Below are 17989 nucleotides of genomic sequence, written 5' to 3'. Positions count from 1 at the left end.
TTTTCTTTACCCATTATACCATTAAAAAAGGGAGCATTAAAGCTCCCTTCCCCTTTTCATTCCATAAAAACTATTACAACTTAAATTTTTTAACCTGTTCTCTCATTGTTTCAACAAGATGGTTAAGTTCTTCGCTAAGCGCTGCAACCTGCTGAACTCCCTGTTCAAGCTGAATGAGCATCTCTTTACTCTTCTCAATTTCAGTTACTTCCTCTGTAAGGGTTCTCGTAGTTGCATCCACAGCGCTCGACATTTCTTCCGCTGCAGCGCTTTGCTCCTGCGCAGAAGCTGCTGCGTTATCAACCATATGCGCCATATTAATTATTTCTTTTTCAATGTTTTTAAGCTGTTCATTAACTTTCCTTGAAAACTCTGATGCTTCCTTAATACTTTTCACCGTTTTTCTTGTGTTTTCGTCTACTTTAATTGCATCGTTTTTAATTTCTCCAAGTATCTGGGCAATTTCAGCAGTTGCATTCTTACTTTCTTCCGCTAATTTTCTAATTTCATCTGCAACAACTGCAAATCCCCTTCCAGCTTCACCGGCTCTTGCAGCTTCTATAGCCGCGTTAAGCGCTAAAAGATTGGTCTGCTCTGAGATTTGATTGATTGTCTCAACAATTTCACCTATATTTTGTGCGCTCTTTGCGAGTTCCTGAACTGTTTGAGCTGTTTCAAGTATTTCCTGATAACTCCTCTCAACTATATTTGTAACTTCTTCCACAGAATGCGTGCCTGAACGCACTGAATCTGTTATCTCACCTGATCTTTCAGATAATTCCTGCGCCGCTTTTGAAACAGCCTGGGCGCTCGCTGCAACTTCCTCGATACTTGAATTTATTTCCTGAAGAGAAGCAGAAATGTTTTGAGAGTTTGTAACTATTTTTTCAAATGTTGAATTTACTTCCTCAACTGATGCCTCCTGTTCTTCAGCAACTGCTGCAAGATTTTGCGAAGATTCTTCTACCTGAATTGATGCCTCATTTATCTGGGTCATAGTTGCCTTTAAATTTTCAACCATCTTATTTACAGAATCAGCTATAATGCCAAGCTCATCTTTCCTTGAAATATCAATTTCTTTCGAAAGGTCTCCTGATGCTACTGCATCAGTGATTGTCGCAACTTTATTTGCGCTTTTTCCAATACTTTTACCAATAAACAAAATTATAACAATAATTCCCGCAATTACAGCTATTGCTATATAAATAATTGGCATAATAATACTTCTAATTATGACACTAACATCATCTATATAAACACCTGCACCAATCATCCACTTGTACGGTTCAAACCACCTTGCATATGAAATTTTAGGAGTTTCTACATTTTTTGGCGGCTTTACCCAGATATAATCATACACAAACTCTCCGTTTTTTCGCGCGCCTTCAACAAGATCCACAAGAACAAGCTTACCATCTGGATCTTTAATCTTTGAGCCGTCTTTCCCCTCAAGAGTAGGATGAACAATTCCTATGTATCTATCGTTAAAGACAAACACATAATTGGAACCTTCAAATTTCATGCTACTGACTGCGGTCTTTATTCTTTTTATAGCCTCATCCCGAGAAATTTGACCGCTTTTCTCAAGACTATAAATTTTCTCAATAACACCATATGCAGCATCAACAATGTTTTTCACAGCGTCGAGTTTTAAATCCGTAGCATCTTTTTTTACCATAACATATGTTGAAATCAATGACACACTTACTGCAATAACAACAGCAACAACTGCTATGAAAAGAATCAATGTGGAAAGTTTCTTAAATAACATAATCCTACCTCCTAACCTTTCTACATACAAACCGGACATTTCATGTCCCTTAATTTAAAATTATACAACTCAAATCAAATGTTTTATAGATAAATTTTATAACTTTTTAATGTATATATATCACATATTTTGTTAATAAAATTTAAAACCATGTTATAAATTAAATTAAAAAATAAGGAATAGACTGAATTTGCAAAAAATTTCGTGTTTAGTTGCTTTTATTTTTTACCATTTCTCTGTGTGAATTTTTCTAAAATCAATTTCTTCAGAAGAATGTTCGGGTTTTTCTTCAGCTGGATAACCTATTCCTATGACACACAACACGCGGTATTCTTCTGGAATATTCAACAATTCTTTTATATTGTTTTCAACACTTTCATCATTATAAAATCTCTCATGCGCGTGTCCCCAGCATGATCCAAGCCCAAAATTTACCGCAGCAAGTTGAATGTAAATTGCAACAATAGATGCATCGTTTATCCAGGTGGTACTGTTCTTGTTTGCAACAACTACAATAGCAAGTGGAGCCGTTTCCAGAAAACCGTAAGCACTTTTTCTGAAATCTTTGACTTTTCTTATTTTGTCTCTCTCTGTTATCACTATTAAATCCACAGGTTTTGAATTTCTTCCGCTTGGTGCATACATTGCAATTTCAACTATTTTATCTATAATTTTTTCTGGTATAGGAATGTTTTTAAACTTTCTTATACTCCTTCTTTTCCTTACAACATCTAAAAAATCCATAAAATCCCCCCATGGTAAAAAAATTATTTATATATAAAACATATTATTTTTCTTTTTTTCAGAATTTCGCATGTTGAAAGTTTCACCAAGAGCCAGTATGATTGCGAGTTCTTCTGGAAGACCCGCCTTAATAATTTTTTCAATAGTAGTTTTCACATCATATTTTACAATTTCAAAAGAATACGAATATACACCTCTGTCAAATTCAACTATAAGATAAGATGCGCCACCTGAAAAACCATCCTTTGTTCTACCAACGCTTCCTGGATTTAACAAACTTTTTCCAGAAAGATGTTTTGCCAGCATGTGATGGGTATGGCCACAAATAATTATTTCCGCATCAGTACTTTCAACTACTTTTTTTAATCTATCTGAAGAAGTTCTGGAATGCAAATACTCAAAAAGTGGATTTAAAGGGCTTCCGTGGACTAATAGAACTTTTATACCTTCTATTTCGAAGTTATATGTTTCTGGCAAACTATTTAAAAATTCCTTATTTTCATTGGTAACATTTTTGATAGTCCAGTTCAAAGATTCATTACCTATTTCTGTTTCACGCCCCGGCGAGTATGAGCAACCACAATCCGACTTTTCGTTACCAACTGCATCGTCATAGTTTCCTTTAACACTGATTATATTTTTTTCTCTTATCTTTTTTATAACTTCATCTGGTTCCGGACCATATCCTACTAAATCTCCAAGACAATAAATTTCCTCTATGTTTTTCTTTTCGATATCATTTAGCACTGCTTCCAAAGCTTCAATGTTCCCATGTATATCAGATATGAAAGCTATTCTTTTCATATTACCCAGCTCCTTTTTTTACTAACTCTCGCAAGATCCTTCGCACTCCATGCTCAGGATAGAGCTTGCAAATCTCGCTAATTATAAGATTCCTCGTCGCATGCGCTCCTCGGAATGACAAAAAGGAACTACTAACCCTCGCTAACCTCGCCAATCTCGCCAACACTCGCTAATTATAAGATTCCTCACCCTTCGGGTTCGAAATGACATGAGTGGGGAAGCTAACCTCGCTAAATTTACATCCCCTTACTCCAGTAATTTGGTGGCTCTTTTGTTATAATTACATCGTGAGGATGGCTTTCTTTGATTGAAGCTGCTGTTATTTTAACAAACTCGGCTTTTTCATACAATTCTTTCAAATTCTTCGCTCCTATATAGCCCATACCAGATTTAAGGCCCCCTATAAGTTGATAAACAACATCTTTTACACTACCTTTATATGGAACCATCCCTTCTATACCTTCAGGTATAAATTTTTGATTTGAAGCCTGGAAATATCTGTCAGCACTTCCGCGACTCATTGCACCAAGAGATCCCATTCCTCTATAGGATTTATACTTTCTTCCCTGGTAAAGTATAGTTTCTCCCGGTGCTTCTTCTGTACCGGCAAATATACTACCAAGCATTACTGTTTCTGCACCTGCTGCAAGAGCTTTCACAATGTCACCAGAAAACCTTATTCCGCCATCAGCAATTACAGGAATATCAAACTCTCTGGCAATCCTTACAACATCGACTATTGCGGTTAACTGCGGCACACCAATTCCAGCTACTATTCTCGTGGTACATATTGAGCCAGGTCCTATTCCCACTTTTAGCGCATCAACTCCTGCGTTTATTAAAGCCTCTGCTCCTTCTTCTGTAGCAATATTTCCCGCTATTAATTGTATATCTGGAAAAACACTTTTTATCTTTTGAACAGTTTCAATGACTTTTTTAGAATGACCATGCGCTGTATCAACAACTATTACATCAACTCCCGCGTCTATTAACGCCTGAACTCTTTCCAGTGTGTCAGGTGAAGTCCCTACAGCCGCACCAACAAGTAGACGCCCCTTTTTATCTCTTGATGCATTTGGATGTTCCACAACGCTTTTAATGTCTTTTATTGTTATCAATCCACTCAACGTGCCATCTTTCTTTATAATGGGTAATTTTTCTATTTTATTTTCATGCAATATCTCTCGAGCCTCATCAAGGGAAATTCCTTCTTCTGCGTAAATTAATTTTTCAAATGGGGTCATTAATTCTTTGACAGGACGCTGAGGATTTCTTTCGAATCTTATGTCTCTGTTTGTTACAAGACCAATAAGCTTTCTCGAATCATCCACCACAGGTAATCCACCTATCTTGTATTCGGCCATAAGTCTTTCCGCATCTAAAACACTAACATCTGGAGAAATTGTGATTGGATCATCAATAATTCCATTTTCCGTTCTTTTTACTATATTTACCTGATGAGCCTGCTCTTCAATAGAAAGATTTTTGTGAATTATACCAATTCCACCTTCACGAGCCAGAGCTTTTGCAAGTTCTGCTTCTGTAACAGTATCCATGGCAGCGCTCAGTAATGGAATGTTCAACTTTATCTTTCTTGTAAGCCTTGTTGACACATCTACCTCATTTGGCAATATTTCACTGTATTTAGGTACCAGCAAAACATCATCAAAAGTTAGGGCCTCTTTCATAAATTTTTACCTCCTACTTATTTTCTCTGGAATACGTATAAAATATACGTAATGTAAATACTCAAAAGCAGTATTCCTTCTACACGTGTGAGTTTTCTCCTGGTAAAAGAAAATATTAATAGTAAAAGCGCAATCCCTATCATTACAAACAAATCTATATAATAACCACGCACATCGACAGTAAGGTTGCCAATAAGAGAGCTAATACCAAGGATAAGAAGAATATTGAATATGTTACTTCCTACTATATTACCCACTAAAATATCGCCTTCTCCCTTTACAATGGAAGTTATGCTTACAACTAATTCAGGAAGCGAAGTTCCAATGGCAACTATTGTTAAACCAACAAATGTTTCACTGAGTCCAAACATTTTTGCAATTTCCACAACATTTCTAATGGTTAATTCCCCTCCTAACGAAACACCAGCAATTCCAATAAGAACTAACATTACTGAAGTTAATGTTTTATACTTACCCCTTATTTCACTTTCGAGCTCTTCTTCTATAACATCCCGAGCAGACGTAACTATGTAATATATATAAACTATCATAAGCGATAGAAAAACAATTCCATCATTCCATTGTAATAAATAAGCACCGTTTCTTATAAGGAGCGAAAAGAATACAAATGTTGAGATTATCATAAAAGGCACCTCTATCCTCATTGTTTGCTTTCTTATATTAACAGAGGAAAAAAGTACACCTACAGCCAGACAAAGCCCAATATTCGCCACATTGCTTCCCACAACATTAGAAATAGAAACACTTGAGTGACCTTTTAATACAGAAACTACAGAAGCAACAAGCTCGGGAATTGATGTCCCAAAAGCTACAACTGAAAGCCCTACTATTAGCTTGGAAACTCCTAAATTTAAAGCTATAGAAACGGCTCCTTCAACAAGCCAATCTGCACCTTTGATCAATAAAATCATTCCCAGGACCAACCACAAAAAAACCATTCACCTTCCCCCTTAAAAATACCTAAGTTCAACGTATACTATGGAAATTACCAGCGATATAAGTGATGGTATTATCGCCAATTTCATATAATCTTTAAATGTAATTTTAGAATTTGAATATTTTGAAACCATGGTTATTGCAACAATATTAGCAGATGCTCCTATGGGTGTCAAATTTCCTCCAAAACAAACCCCCAAAGATAATCCCCACCAGAAAGGTGTTAAATTTGTAAGATTCACATTAATTTCTGGAAGCATTTTTATCACAGGCAGCATCGTTGCAGTAAATGGAATATTATCAAAGAATCCACTTATGAAAAACGAAGCTATCATTAAAACTATTCCAAACATTCTTGGAGAATCTCCAAGATTATTACTTAAAATATTTGCAACTGTTGAAAGTATTCCCGTATCTTCAAGAGCACCTGTTATGATAAAAAGTCCTATAAAGAAAAATATGGTCCCCCACTCAATTTCCATGAAATGTTTTTCAAGGTTTTTGGGATCCAGAATCAACACTGAAATAAATCCCATTCCAAAGGCAATTACAGAACTGTGTATTCCAAGAAATTCCTGGAAAACAAATAATAATAACGTAATTAAAAGGATCGCATAAGATTTTAAAAGATTTGACCTGGAAATATTCACAAAATTTATTTCAAACTTTACATGTTTTTTTAGTTTCGAAAACTGAATTAAAAGCAAAAATATAAGAACGACAAATAATGTTACAAGAGCAGCTGGACCTGTGTTTACAAGAAAATCATTAAAACTAAATCGTGCAGCATTACCAATAAGAATATTAGGAGGGTCTCCTATGAGGGTAGCTGTCCCCCCAATATTAGAACTTAAAACTTCAGCTATAATAAAAGGAACTGGATTTGTTCCTGCAATATCCGTAATTGCAAGCGTTATTGGAATAAAAATCATAATAGTTGTTACATTATCAACAAATGCTGAAAAGACTGCCACAGAAATAATCAAAAGCATGTAAGTACTTATCAAAGATCCTCTTGAAAGTTTAATTACTTTTGCAGCGATATATTCAAAAAAACCAACACTTTTAATTGTGGAAACAAGCAACATCATTCCTATTAATAAAAATATAGTATCAAAATCCACATAATTTTTAAACAAATACTCTGGATCTTCAAAGACTCCAAAAAAAGTTAATGTAAAAGCTCCCAGCACCACAGCAATTGATCTATGAATCTTTTCAGAAATAATAAGATAATAAACTACAACAAAAACAAATAAAGCTATTATTGCATCAACCGACATTTAATCCGCCTCCTAATTATAATAAAAATTATAATAAAAAAAGGGCTATAAAGCCCTTTACTGGAGCGGGCGACGGGACTCGAACCCGCGACCCTCAGCTTGGGAAGCTGATGCTCTACCAACTGAGCTACACCCGCACCTATCTATCTCGTCTAATATTGTATCAAAATTAAAAAGGATTTTCAAGTATTCCATTCACGCTCAGGATTGGCAAGTACTGGCAAGGGTAGTAATATAAGATCCCTCGCGTACGCTCGGAATGACACTCTCTTTTTATGTCATTGATTTCTTTATAATTTCTCACCAAAAACCTGCTTTCCTCCTACAAAAACTGCTTTAGGAGTACTATAAAATTGCTTTTCATAAACTACAAAATCTGCATAATAACCAGGTGAAATTTTTCCAATAGGTTTATCGATAATTTTTCCACCGTGCTCGGTATAAAGTTTTATAGAATCTTCTAATGAAAATCCCATTTTCACCGCCGACTGAATAACATACCAGGGATTTTCTGGTGAAACAGGTGAATCTGTTGAAAAAGCTATATCTATATTTTTTCTATACATTTCGAAAAAAGGGTATAACAAATACTCACCATCCTGGATATTCTCAAGCAACGGTAAATCTTCAAAATAAAAATGAGGCTGAATAGAAAATACAAAGTTTTTTAATCTTTCAAAGTCGGCTTTCTTTATTATTTGCGCGTGTATTATTCTATGACCATAACTTCTTCCAAAAGCGTTAAGAACTTCTGTTACTGCCTGATCTCCAATCGCATGAACACAAACCTGTAACCCATTTCTATCAGCAAAATCTATTATTTTACTAAAATTATGTGGTAAAGTATTGACCCCACTATTTTCAGAACCTTTATATGGTTTTGAAAGGAAAGCAGTTTTTCCACCCAATGAACCATCTGCAAATATTTTTATTCCAAATATCTCAGAAATTCCATAATTTCCATATTCATAATCCCAGGGTCTGTCTGTGTACAATTTCTCATAAATTCTTATTTCACTACGTGATAACAACTTTTTTAAAGTTTCAAAAGATATTCCATGAAAATCGTCTGAATGAACACATGTAACCCCACTCTTTAAAAATTGTTTCTCTCCAAGTTTAAAAGCATACTCATAGAAATCCTCCGGTAATAAACTCCATATTTTTTCTAACTCATTTTCAAAAATCATGTTTTCTTTCAACTTTAGAAGATTTTTTGCCTTATTATTAATCCACGCAACATGTCCGCATCTTCTTATAAGAATAACTGGTCTATCAAAATCCAATAACTTATTAATATTATCTGGTAATTTTGACCATCCACGACCCACTATTATTGATTCTTCTGTTTTTAAAATTTCATTTACAAAATCCCCTTCCAGATTTTTTATAAGTTTTTTTATCCCCACACCCAAAACATGTGCATGAGAATCTACAAACCCTGGAAAAACATAAAAACTTTCCAGATCAATACTTTTCCTGATTTCTTCTTCTTTCAGGAAACTTACAAAAATCCCTTCAGAATTTATATATAAATCTTTTTTCTCAAAATTTCTTCCGTTCCAAACTTTTGCGTTCTTTATTCTGATACTCATGACAATAGAGCCGCAAGTTCTACAAGCTCCATGTTTAAACCTTTTTTCTGTTTCAACACTTCATCAAGTTTTACCGGGACTATTTTTCCTCCCTGCAAAGCCATCATAACAAAACTTTGTCCTCGAGTTAAATTTTCAACAGCAGCGACTCCCATTCGAGAAGCAAGTAGTCTATCAAAGGCTGTAGGCGAACCTCCTCTTTGAATGTGACCAAGAATGGTTATACGTGTTTCGTAACCTATTCTGTGTTCAAGATGTCTTGCAACCGTATATGCACTTGCTGCGCCTTCTGCAACAACGACTATACAATTTATTTTCCCTCTTTCTCTCTCTCTTAAAATTTTATTAGCAAGTGCCTCGTAATTAACTGGAACTTCTGGGATTACAACAGCTTCCGCGCCAGTTACAAGCCCCGATACAGTTGCAATGTATCCTGATGTTCTTCCCATTACCTCAACAATAAAAGCCCTTTCATGTGAAGATGCTGTATCTTTTAGTTTCTGAATAGCATCAACTACTGTATTTAAACACGTATCTACACCTATACTCATATCTGTCATTGCTATGTCATTATCAATAGTACCCGGAATACCAACAACGGGAACTTTCTGCTCTTCTTCTAAAAACATTGCTCCATGTAAACTACCTTCTCCCCCAATGACTATCAATCCCTCTATATTATGCTTCTTTAATATGCTTGCAGCCTCGGCTCTTGTCTCTTTTCTAACAAATTCAGGACATCTACTACTCCTTAAAACTGTTCCTCCTTTTTCCATTATTCCCCCAACAGACGCAAAATTCAATGGAATAAAATCCTCGTCAAGCAATCCCGCGTACCCTCTTCTAATTCCATAAATCTCCAGTCCTTTGTTAACAGCGTATCTTACAACTGCCCTTACTGCTGCATTCATACCAGGGGCATCTCCACCACTTGTCATAACCGCTATTCTTTTCATATAATTCCTCCTTTTCAAATATACTTTTCAAAATAATAATATCACAATTATAGTCAATTTCAACAGATTAAAAATTGTCAAATTGAAATACTGGCAAGATTCTTACCAATTCTCAACATCTTTTGTCGAGCTCATTAATTATAAGATTATCTATCTTTTCGCTTCTTAAAATGATAATCTCTTTCCCTGTCATTTCGAACAAATGAAAGAGAGATGTCATTCCGAGGAGCGCCAGCGACGAAGGATCTTTTTCCTTATTGTCATCCCGAACGCATGTGAGGGGGATGTCATCCTGAGGAACGAAGTGACGAAGGATCTTATTCTTTTTACTAACCTCGCCAATCTCGCTAACCTCGCTAATCTCGCCATTTTTTCGGCGCATTTTCTGGCCCTGTTTCAAAAATCGTATAAGAATAAGAAAAATGAACTTGAAATATACAATTTTTTTATGAATTTCATGTGAATTTATGTAATTTTATCTAATTTTATCTAATTTTACATGGAATTATATAAAATTTGTATATTTTTATATGATTTTCTATGAAATTTGTAATATCAATACATAGCTTTGTAAAAAGAAAAATATATGCCACATACAGGTTGTACAATAAAAACTTTATTAGTGCCTGTATCCTTGCCATGTCATCTCTGTAGGCGTATACATATCCCCCAAGTTTTGTTTTTATGTTTCCAAATAGTCCTTCTATTTCGTTCCTTTCTTTGTATTCTTCATAATCTACTTCTTTCCTGCCTATTGCTCCTTTTCTTATTTTTATTACCTCTTTTATTCCTCTTTTTTTCAGATACTCCCTCAACCATTTAACATCGTACAACTTGTCTGCTATGAATTTCTTTCCCTTGAGTTCTATCTTTTTCAATAGTTTTTTTAGAAGTTTTATTTCACTTGAATAAGCTTTTCCCACTTCCACATACTGAAAAAGTTTGTATTTTCCTTTTGTTAACACTACTTCACATCTAACGTGGTTCTTTATCTGTCGTACATATGTACCTCTCATCCAGTTCAAGGTAGTATGTTTCTTAAACCCTATTCCTGTACCGTCTACTATAATACTCTCTATCTCACACTGAAGTGTGTTGTGTATGAAGTTTATAAGATGTTTTATAATCTCTTCTAATTGAAGAACCCTGTAATGAAAGTCCCTGAGTGATGGAACTTTGTTAAAGTACATTGTACCTATTTCTAATGTCTCTCTGAATGAAAGTCCCAACAGTTCTTTAAGAACTGCTAATGAAAGTATTAATACATCTGAATATTTCCTAGGCCTCCCCCTATTGGTAGATTTTTGGGGAAGTTGTGGTAAAATATTTTTGTAGAATTTTTGGATAAGTTTGAATATCTTCTTTATGTTTCTTCTTCTCATAGCAAGGGAGATTATAACATCTCCCTTGCTTTTTTTCTATACCTTTCCTTCCTATTTTTGAAACAGACCCCGCATTTTCTTGACAAAGACTATTTCTATGGTATATTGAATATGACATAAGATTATGCTATACTTTAAAAGTGATAAATGGTCTTTAATCACCTTATAATAAATAACTTCTTGACGTTTAAAGCATTGTATGGTATAATATATATTGGTGTCGCCGAGGTGGTGGAATTGGCAGACACGCATGGTTGAGGGCCATGTGAGCGTATAGCTCGTGCGGGTTCAAGTCCCGCCCTCGGCACCAGGGTCCCAGGAAGGGACCTTTAATTTTGTGAACACATTTTCTCTTTGAAATGTCTAATATTATAGAGCTGTGAAACGGGGGCGAAATGGTCTCGACGGGGGCAGGAGCCTCCGGGAAGCGAGCCGGGGTTCGCCGGACTCCTCGTAAAAAAGTCCGGACAAAAGATAAGTGCCAACGAAGAACTTGCTCTCGCTGCTTAATTAGAATAAGCAGCCGTCCTTCCTAATCCTGGCTGGGGATTAGAGAAGGGCGTGATATAACCAGCCTACTGGTCCCGGAAGTGCCTTCCGTCCTGGGCCGGGAATCTTTAGGAAGGCTAAGGTTTGAAGAGCCTGTCCGTGGGCGCTTCGAACCTGAATTTTAAAACACGGACTGCGCTCGGAGAAACCCGGAGGACCCTGTCTTCGGACGCGGGTTCGATTCCCGCCGCCTCCACCAGAATTCTATTTTTGAAAAACAAAATTTAAAATAAATCTATCTACTTTTGTTCTTGCTACTCTTTTTATTTTTTGAATAGTATTATCTATCTTCTTAAAATTTACTCCTAATTCCTTTTCTATCTCCTTGTATGAATATCCCAATAACCACATTTCAAAAATATCTATTTCAATATCTTTCAAATGGTTTATTATAGTTTCTTTAACAATTTCCAGAAACGCTGTGTGAACAACATTTACGTTGGTATCTGGAAGTAAATATTCTGATTGTTCAGAACTGTCTTCCTGAAAATTATCTATACTTGCAGAGTCTGAAAGTATTTTATTCTTTTTTCTATTAAGATATGTAATAAAAGTTTGCACTTCGCTTTCAATACTTCTCCATGCAAATGAATTAAATGAGCTTTTTTCAAAATCAAAGTAAAAAACAGCTTTTATAAGTCCTATTAGACCATTTTGAACTATGTCCTCAAACTCTGCCCATGGGGCATAATAATTGGAAGATATTTTCAAAACCATAGGATAATATCTTTCTATTATTAAATCAAGAGCCTCTTTTAATCCACTCTGGGCAAGTTCAATCAGCTTCTCGGTCCTTTTTCCTCTTAAATTATATTTTATCATTCACTATCACCCAAAAAATCTGCTATTTCACCTATATCGTTAGCAATTATGTCCGGCGTTATCCCCAATCTATGAACATCCTCTTCTTTAGCTTCGCCTGTAAGTACCAAAATTGTTAGAACTTCTGCACGAATACCAAGAAGAATATCAGTGTATAACCTATCGCCCACTACGCATGTTTTATGCTTTTGCACATTGAACTTTTTCATAACCATCTCAAGTATAAGCGGTTCAGGTTTTCCGAAAACAATATCTGGTTTTCTACCAGTTGTTTGCACAATAACACTTGCTATAGCCCCTGTATCAGGCACGGGACCATCTCTGGATGGACAATTTAAATCTGGATTCGTAATTACAAAAAGCTTTCCCTGTGAGACAAATGTAGAAGCTTTTGCAAGTTTCTCGTAATTTAACGATTTATCGAAAGTAACAACTACTATTTCTGGATCGTGTTCTACTACTTTATGTCCCGCTCTTTCAAATATATCTTTGATAGCAGATGTGCCAACAATATAAATTTTTTTACTTCCAAATTTTTCGTACAAATATTCAGCCGTCTCAATTCCTGCAGTAAACACCTGTTCAGAATCAAGAAATAGTCCGTTTTTCTCAAACTCTTCGAGATACTCTTCCAGCGATTTATTGGAATTATTTGTCAAAAAAACAAACTTTTTACTTTTTCTCTCTACATTAACAGCAAATTTTAAAGAACCTTCAAAAAATTTTCCACTTATAGAAAAGGTTCCATCTATATCAAGTACAAATAATTCTATATCCTTTAATTTTCTTCTAGCGTCTTTTGAAAGGAATTTCAACCTTTCCCACCTCTTTTTAAAAGGATAAACATTAATGGTGCTCCAACAAAGGATGTAATAACACCCACCGGTATTTCTATTGGCGCAACCACCGTTCTTGAAATGGTATCTGCAAATGATAAAAATATGCCACCTATTATAGCACTACCTATTAAATTGTATTTATGCCTTGAACCAACCACAAGTCGCGAAGCATGTGGGATAATAAGCCCCACAAATCCTATTATACCAGTTTTCGAAACTATTACAGAGATTGTAAATGATCCGAATATGTATAAAATCCATTTTAGTTTTTCAACTTCAACACCTAAAATTTTAGCTTCATCCTCTCCCAATGCCATGGCATCCAGCTCGCCATTCTTAATATATGCAAAAAGTAAAAATAATATTGTCACTAAAAACGGAAAAAGCAAATCCTCATAAGTAATTCCTGAGAGACTTCCAAAAAGCCATACATAAACATTTGTTAACGATCTATGAGAAAAATTTATCAACAAAATAGTTCCAGAAGAAAAGACTGTACTAATTAATACCCCAGACAAAATCAAATGTGTTATAGGTATTACATCTTTTTTTCTGGCCAGAGCTATTGTTAAAAGAGATGCTAAAAGGGCAAAAACAAAACTGAAAATAGGCACACTTACAGAAACATTCAAACTTGAAATAAGATATAATGCCATAACTGCACCAAATCCAGCTCCTGCGGATGTTCCAATTAAATATGGATCAACCAGGGGATTTTTCATAATACTCTGAAATACACTTCCAACAATAGCAAGAGCACTTCCAGTAATTATTGACATTAATACCCTGGGAAATCTTAATCTCCATATTAAGAAATGAATATTAGAGTCTTCAAATATTGAAGTAAAAATATCTTTAAATTCTATTCTCACACTTCCAAGAGAAATATTAATCAAAATTGTTAATACGAACAAAACTGGGAGGATAATCCTCCCAGTTTTGTTAAAAATTATACGCTTCATTCTTAATTGCCCCCATAAAAGAAGTTGTAGAATTTTTTAAGATATTTGACTGTTTCAGGACTTATCTGACTTATTTCATTTCCATTCACTATGTAAACTTTCCCTTTCCTCACAGCTTTGAGCGAACCAAAAATCTTGCTGTTTTTTATATTATTCAAAGTTTTTTGCGGATCTCCGTATGAAGCAATAATTATTATATCTGGATTTTTATAAACAAGAAATTCCCAATCTACTGGAAGCCATCCATTATTTCCCGTATACGGAGCCACAATGTTTACCCCACCAGCTATTGTTATTAATTCGTTTATGTACGAACCCATACCAGCTGTCCATAATTCTTTAACGTTATCATCTGGAGGAGTTACTGTGAAGAAAACAGTTGGTCTTTTTTCCAGGGGTATTTTAGAAGTTTTTATTCCCATATTTACAATTTCATTTCTTACATTATCTGCGAGTCTGGACGCTTTATCACTTATTCCAAATATTCCTCCTAATAGAGTTATGTCTTTTACTATATCATTGAGCGTTACCGGATTCAAAACAACAACCTTTAATCCCGCTTTTTCAAGTTTCTTAACCTCTGGAAGTTGAAATCCACCAAAAGTAATCACCAGATCAGGATTTAAAGAATAAATCTTTTCTATATTCAAAGGTACCAGATTCCCTATCTTCTCCGATTGAAACATATCCCAGTCTGTTACGCCCACAATTTTATTTTCCAATCCAAGAGATAAAAGGAATCTCGTAGCACTTGGAGCAGCACTAACTACTTTACCTGGAACCGATGGAATTTCCACCAATCTTCCAGCATCGTCAATGATAGTAACACCAAAACTAAGAGTTGCTACAATCAACAGAATCAATAGAAACATTTGAACAGACCTTTTCATAAAACCACACCTCCTTAAAAATTTGAAATTAAAACAGTAATAACCACCTTTAGGGACCGTAAAGGTGGGTTCCTTCCTTTTCACGACAGGTCTCCCGGCTTCCGGATCATCCTACTCACCACGCCTTCCCAGGCACCTTTGCCCAGTGGCATTCATGTGGCTTTCGTCCCCGGTCACGGTGGCGTCCCCGCGCCGGATTCTCACCGGCTTCCCATAATCGTGAAAAGGGAGGTATGGACTTTTCAATCCACAAAAATTATAACATACAAACTCTTAGCAAAACAAGGATTACAACTTACAAATTCATCTTGTTATAAGCAATTTCTCGAGCTAACCTGTCTATCTCAAAAACATCTTCTATGCTTTTTACTTTTTCATTTATTGATTCGCACACACTTTCTATTAATCCTGGAATTTTTGTGAATTTTATTTCCCCGTTTACAAACTTATGGACAGCCACTTCGTCCGCCGCATTAAAAGCTATACGTCTGGCAAGGTCTTTAGCTATCGCCCTACCATAAAAATATGCTGGATATTTTCTTTTATCAACTTCATAAAATTCAAAAAACTTATTTTCAAATGGTGGCCAATTATAATTTTCATAGCATCTTTCTGGATAAGTTAAAGCAAATGCTATAGGAATTTTCATGTCAGGGTATCCATAATGAATCTTTACAGTTCCATCTTTTAAAAGAACAGCACCGTGTACAGTACCAGTAGGATGAATATAAACTTCTATATCTTCTATTGGAGTTCCAAACAATTCATACGCTTCTATTATTTCAAACGCTTTGTTAACCATAGTTGCTGAATCTATTGTTATCCTTTTTCCCATATTCCAGACAGGGTGTTTTAAAATTTTTTCTGGAGTTAAAAACTCAAATTCATTAATATCTATATCTCTAACAGCTCCACCTGATGCGGTTATCATTATTTTTTTTATTTCAGATTCCATTAACTGAAAAATAGCTGAATGCTCACTATCAATTGGTATGAGCTCTGTATCATAATCTTTACATAGTTTTTTAACAAAAGGTCCGCTGCACACCAATGCTTCTTTGGTTGCAAGAGCCAATCTTTTAGTAAACGGTATAGAATCCAGAGCGGCTCTAACTCCTGCAAAACCAGGAATAGCTGAAACAACTATATCAGGCCTCAATAATTCAAGTAATTCTTTTATATTTTCGTATCGCGTGCCTTCATTCAACTGAACTTCAGCTACATAATGTTTTATCTTAAATTTTTTCATAATTCGCGTCCCAGTTTTTTTATTTTTACCAAAAGCTATGCCTATTACACGAAAATTATTAAGCGTTTCAATTACCTGAAATGTTTGAAGTCCAATGGAACCTGTCGCTCCAAGCACTACAACGGTCTTTTCTTCCACCTAAAATACACCACCTTACCTGAAACTATTTCTATCTTTACATTTTGAACAACGGCTTCATTACTAATTCCTATTGGATATTCTATACTCATTTCGCCGTCATAATTATATTTAAACCCTTCCAATTTCACATTCGATTTACAAAGTGGTAAGAACGACCAGAGTTCTCCAGGAAAAGTTTCAAATTCGCCTGTTGATTTCAAAACTCCTATCTCAAGCTTTTCAGATTTGGCAACAATTGGTATATCGTACCTCCCCATTAAACCAAACAACGCAAAAATCATATCCAGTCTTTCCCCCTGAAAGTTTAAAAGCTCAATGAAACGTGCTCCTTTCTTTAAGGCGTATTCAATTGCCAGCTCACAATCTGTCTCATCTTTCTCAGCAGGATATTGTATGATTTCAACACCTTTCATTTTAAAATATTCTAAAGTTTCTCCGCTGAGCGAATCCATGTCACCTATAACCACATGAGGTATTACACCACGCTTTTTCAAATAATCCGCTCCGCCATCAACACCTATTATAATGTCACCTGATAGAAATAATGTTTCATCAGCGCTGCCATTCAGAACAATTGATGCCTTCATATTCTCCTCCTCCAGTGATATAATAGCCTATGAAAAGATTATATCATAGGCTGGAGTGTGATACTAATGGAATTAATAGCTAAGGCAAAGAGTTTAAGAAAAGTTTACGGATCAAAAAATAGTGTAGAAGCTCTAAAAAATATTGACATAGAAATAGTTAAAGGGGAAATCTTAGCGATTTTAGGACCATCCGGGTGCGGAAAAACCACTTTATTAAATTGTCTTTCAGGTCTGGATAATCCGACAAGTGGAGAAGTGATTGTTTTAAATAAAAACCTAAATAAAATGTCTGAAGAGGAAAAAACAAGATTTCGATCTGAAAATATGGGATTTATTTTCCAGTTCTTTAATCTTATTCCTGTGCTTACAGCACTTGAAAACGTCGAACTTCCATTACTGATCTCTAAAAAATACCATAATTTGCCTCCTTCAGAAATAAGAAAAACTGCTATGGAGTGGTTAAAAAAACTTCACATTCATCACAGAGCAGGTGCTTACCCTTCAGAAATGTCTGGTGGAGAACAACAACGTGTGGCAATCGCAAGAGCGTTAATAACAAATCCAAAAGTAGTATGGGCTGATGAACCTACAGGTGCATTAGATACGAAAAATAGTGAAGAACTGATGGAAATAATCTCAACCATGAACAAAGAACTTGGAACTACGTTTGTAATAGTGACTCACGATGCAAATGTTGCAAAAAAAGCCCATAGAATAATAAGGATGGATAGTGGGTTAATAATTGGAGAAGAAACCAAAAAAATCTGAGG

The 17989-nt window shown here is 35.3% G+C and carries 16 protein-coding genes, 2 tRNA genes, 1 other RNA gene and 1 riboswitch; of the genes, 3 read left to right on the top strand and 16 right to left on the bottom strand.

Translation table 11 applies throughout. The annotated features are described in order from the left end of the window. Nucleotides 1–73 precede the first annotated feature (73 nt). The 10 genes from JYK00_RS07180 to JYK00_RS07135 all read right to left on the bottom strand — a co-directional run bounded on the left by JYK00_RS07180 (nucleotide 74) and on the right by JYK00_RS07135 (nucleotide 11180). Nucleotides 74–1771, bottom strand: a complete 1698-nt coding sequence (locus JYK00_RS07180; RefSeq protein WP_207566234.1) for a methyl-accepting chemotaxis protein — start codon at nucleotides 1769–1771, stop codon at nucleotides 74–76. Between the two features lie 225 nt (nucleotides 1772–1996). After that, complete coding sequence (locus JYK00_RS07175) at nucleotides 1997–2515, bottom strand: nitroreductase family protein (RefSeq protein ID WP_207566233.1); 519 nt, start codon at nucleotides 2513–2515, stop codon at nucleotides 1997–1999. A gap of 27 nt (nucleotides 2516–2542) precedes the next feature. Next, nucleotides 2543–3319: a metallophosphoesterase family protein gene (locus JYK00_RS07170; RefSeq protein ID WP_207566232.1), complete on the bottom strand. Its 777-nt coding sequence runs from the start codon at nucleotides 3317–3319 to the stop codon at nucleotides 2543–2545. 236 nt (nucleotides 3320–3555) lie between these two features. Continuing rightward, on the bottom strand, nucleotides 3556–5007 hold the full coding sequence (gene guaB / locus JYK00_RS07165; protein WP_207566231.1) for an IMP dehydrogenase: 1452 nt from the start codon (nucleotides 5005–5007) through the stop codon (nucleotides 3556–3558). A 17-nt stretch (nucleotides 5008–5024) separates the two neighbouring features. Continuing rightward, nucleotides 5025–5966, bottom strand: a complete 942-nt coding sequence (locus tag JYK00_RS07160) for a calcium/sodium antiporter (protein WP_207566230.1) — start codon at nucleotides 5964–5966, stop codon at nucleotides 5025–5027. A gap of 12 nt (nucleotides 5967–5978) precedes the next feature. Continuing rightward, nucleotides 5979–7247, bottom strand: a complete 1269-nt coding sequence (locus JYK00_RS07155; protein ID WP_207566229.1) for an ArsB/NhaD family transporter — start codon at nucleotides 7245–7247, stop codon at nucleotides 5979–5981. 61 nt (nucleotides 7248–7308) lie between these two features. Beyond that, a tRNA-Gly gene (locus tag JYK00_RS07150) sits at nucleotides 7309–7384 on the bottom strand. A gap of 153 nt (nucleotides 7385–7537) precedes the next feature. After that, on the bottom strand, nucleotides 7538–8842 hold the full coding sequence (locus JYK00_RS07145) for an amidohydrolase (RefSeq protein ID WP_207566228.1): 1305 nt from the start codon (nucleotides 8840–8842) through the stop codon (nucleotides 7538–7540). After that, a complete protein-coding gene (gene pfkA / locus JYK00_RS07140; RefSeq protein WP_207566227.1) occupies nucleotides 8839–9798 on the bottom strand; it encodes a 6-phosphofructokinase in 960 nt (319 codons plus the stop codon). The genes JYK00_RS07145 and pfkA overlap by 4 nt, the downstream gene beginning before the upstream one ends. Nucleotides 9799–10283: 485 nt before the next feature. Beyond that, nucleotides 10284–11180 carry a transposase gene (locus tag JYK00_RS07135; protein WP_207566226.1) on the bottom strand — a complete coding sequence of 299 codons (897 nt, stop codon included), beginning with the start codon at nucleotides 11178–11180 and terminating at the stop codon, nucleotides 10284–10286. A 222-nt stretch (nucleotides 11181–11402) separates the two neighbouring features. On the opposite strand from JYK00_RS07135, the gene JYK00_RS07130 reads away from it, so the two are divergent. Then, nucleotides 11403–11490, top strand: a tRNA-Leu gene (locus JYK00_RS07130). Nucleotides 11491–11566: 76 nt separating this feature from the next. Beyond that, nucleotides 11567–11928: a transfer-messenger RNA gene (ssrA, locus tag JYK00_RS07125) on the top strand. Between the two features lie 5 nt (nucleotides 11929–11933). On the opposite strand, the gene JYK00_RS07120 is transcribed toward ssrA, so the two are convergent. The 6 genes from JYK00_RS07120 to JYK00_RS07095 form a co-directional block, all read right to left on the bottom strand. Continuing rightward, a complete protein-coding gene (locus JYK00_RS07120; protein WP_207566225.1) occupies nucleotides 11934–12551 on the bottom strand; it encodes a sigma-70 family RNA polymerase sigma factor in 618 nt (205 codons plus the stop codon). Then, nucleotides 12548–13366: an HAD-IIA family hydrolase gene (locus JYK00_RS07115; RefSeq protein WP_207566224.1), complete on the bottom strand. Its 819-nt coding sequence runs from the start codon at nucleotides 13364–13366 to the stop codon at nucleotides 12548–12550. The genes JYK00_RS07120 and JYK00_RS07115 overlap by 4 nt, the downstream gene beginning before the upstream one ends. Further along, a complete protein-coding gene (locus JYK00_RS07110; protein WP_228288139.1) occupies nucleotides 13363–14304 on the bottom strand; it encodes a FecCD family ABC transporter permease in 942 nt (313 codons plus the stop codon). Before JYK00_RS07110 ends, JYK00_RS07115 begins: the two co-directional genes overlap by 4 nt. Before the next feature lie 50 nt (nucleotides 14305–14354). Beyond that, nucleotides 14355–15242 (bottom strand): ABC transporter substrate-binding protein, encoded by an 888-nt coding sequence (locus tag JYK00_RS07105; protein ID WP_207566222.1) that lies wholly within the window; start codon nucleotides 15240–15242, stop codon nucleotides 14355–14357. Nucleotides 15243–15309: 67 nt separating this feature from the next. Next, nucleotides 15310–15479: riboswitch (cobalamin riboswitch) on the bottom strand. 58 nt (nucleotides 15480–15537) lie between these two features. Next, nucleotides 15538–16629: a 1-deoxy-D-xylulose-5-phosphate reductoisomerase gene (locus JYK00_RS07100; protein WP_207566221.1), complete on the bottom strand. Its 1092-nt coding sequence runs from the start codon at nucleotides 16627–16629 to the stop codon at nucleotides 15538–15540. Then, complete coding sequence (locus JYK00_RS07095; RefSeq protein WP_207566220.1) at nucleotides 16608–17219, bottom strand: thiamine diphosphokinase; 612 nt, start codon at nucleotides 17217–17219, stop codon at nucleotides 16608–16610. Before JYK00_RS07095 ends, JYK00_RS07100 begins: the two co-directional genes overlap by 22 nt. Before the next feature lie 66 nt (nucleotides 17220–17285). On the opposite strand from JYK00_RS07095, the gene JYK00_RS07090 reads away from it, so the two are divergent. Beyond that, nucleotides 17286–17987, top strand: a complete 702-nt coding sequence (locus JYK00_RS07090) for an ABC transporter ATP-binding protein (protein WP_207566219.1) — start codon at nucleotides 17286–17288, stop codon at nucleotides 17985–17987. Nucleotides 17988–17989 lie beyond the last annotated feature (2 nt).

This window comes from Thermosipho ferrireducens, assembly GCF_017358165.1.
In the GTDB taxonomy this organism is placed as follows: domain Bacteria; phylum Thermotogota; class Thermotogae; order Thermotogales; family Fervidobacteriaceae; genus Thermosipho_B; species Thermosipho_B ferrireducens.
This window is presented reverse-complemented; position numbering and strand designations above follow the sequence as displayed.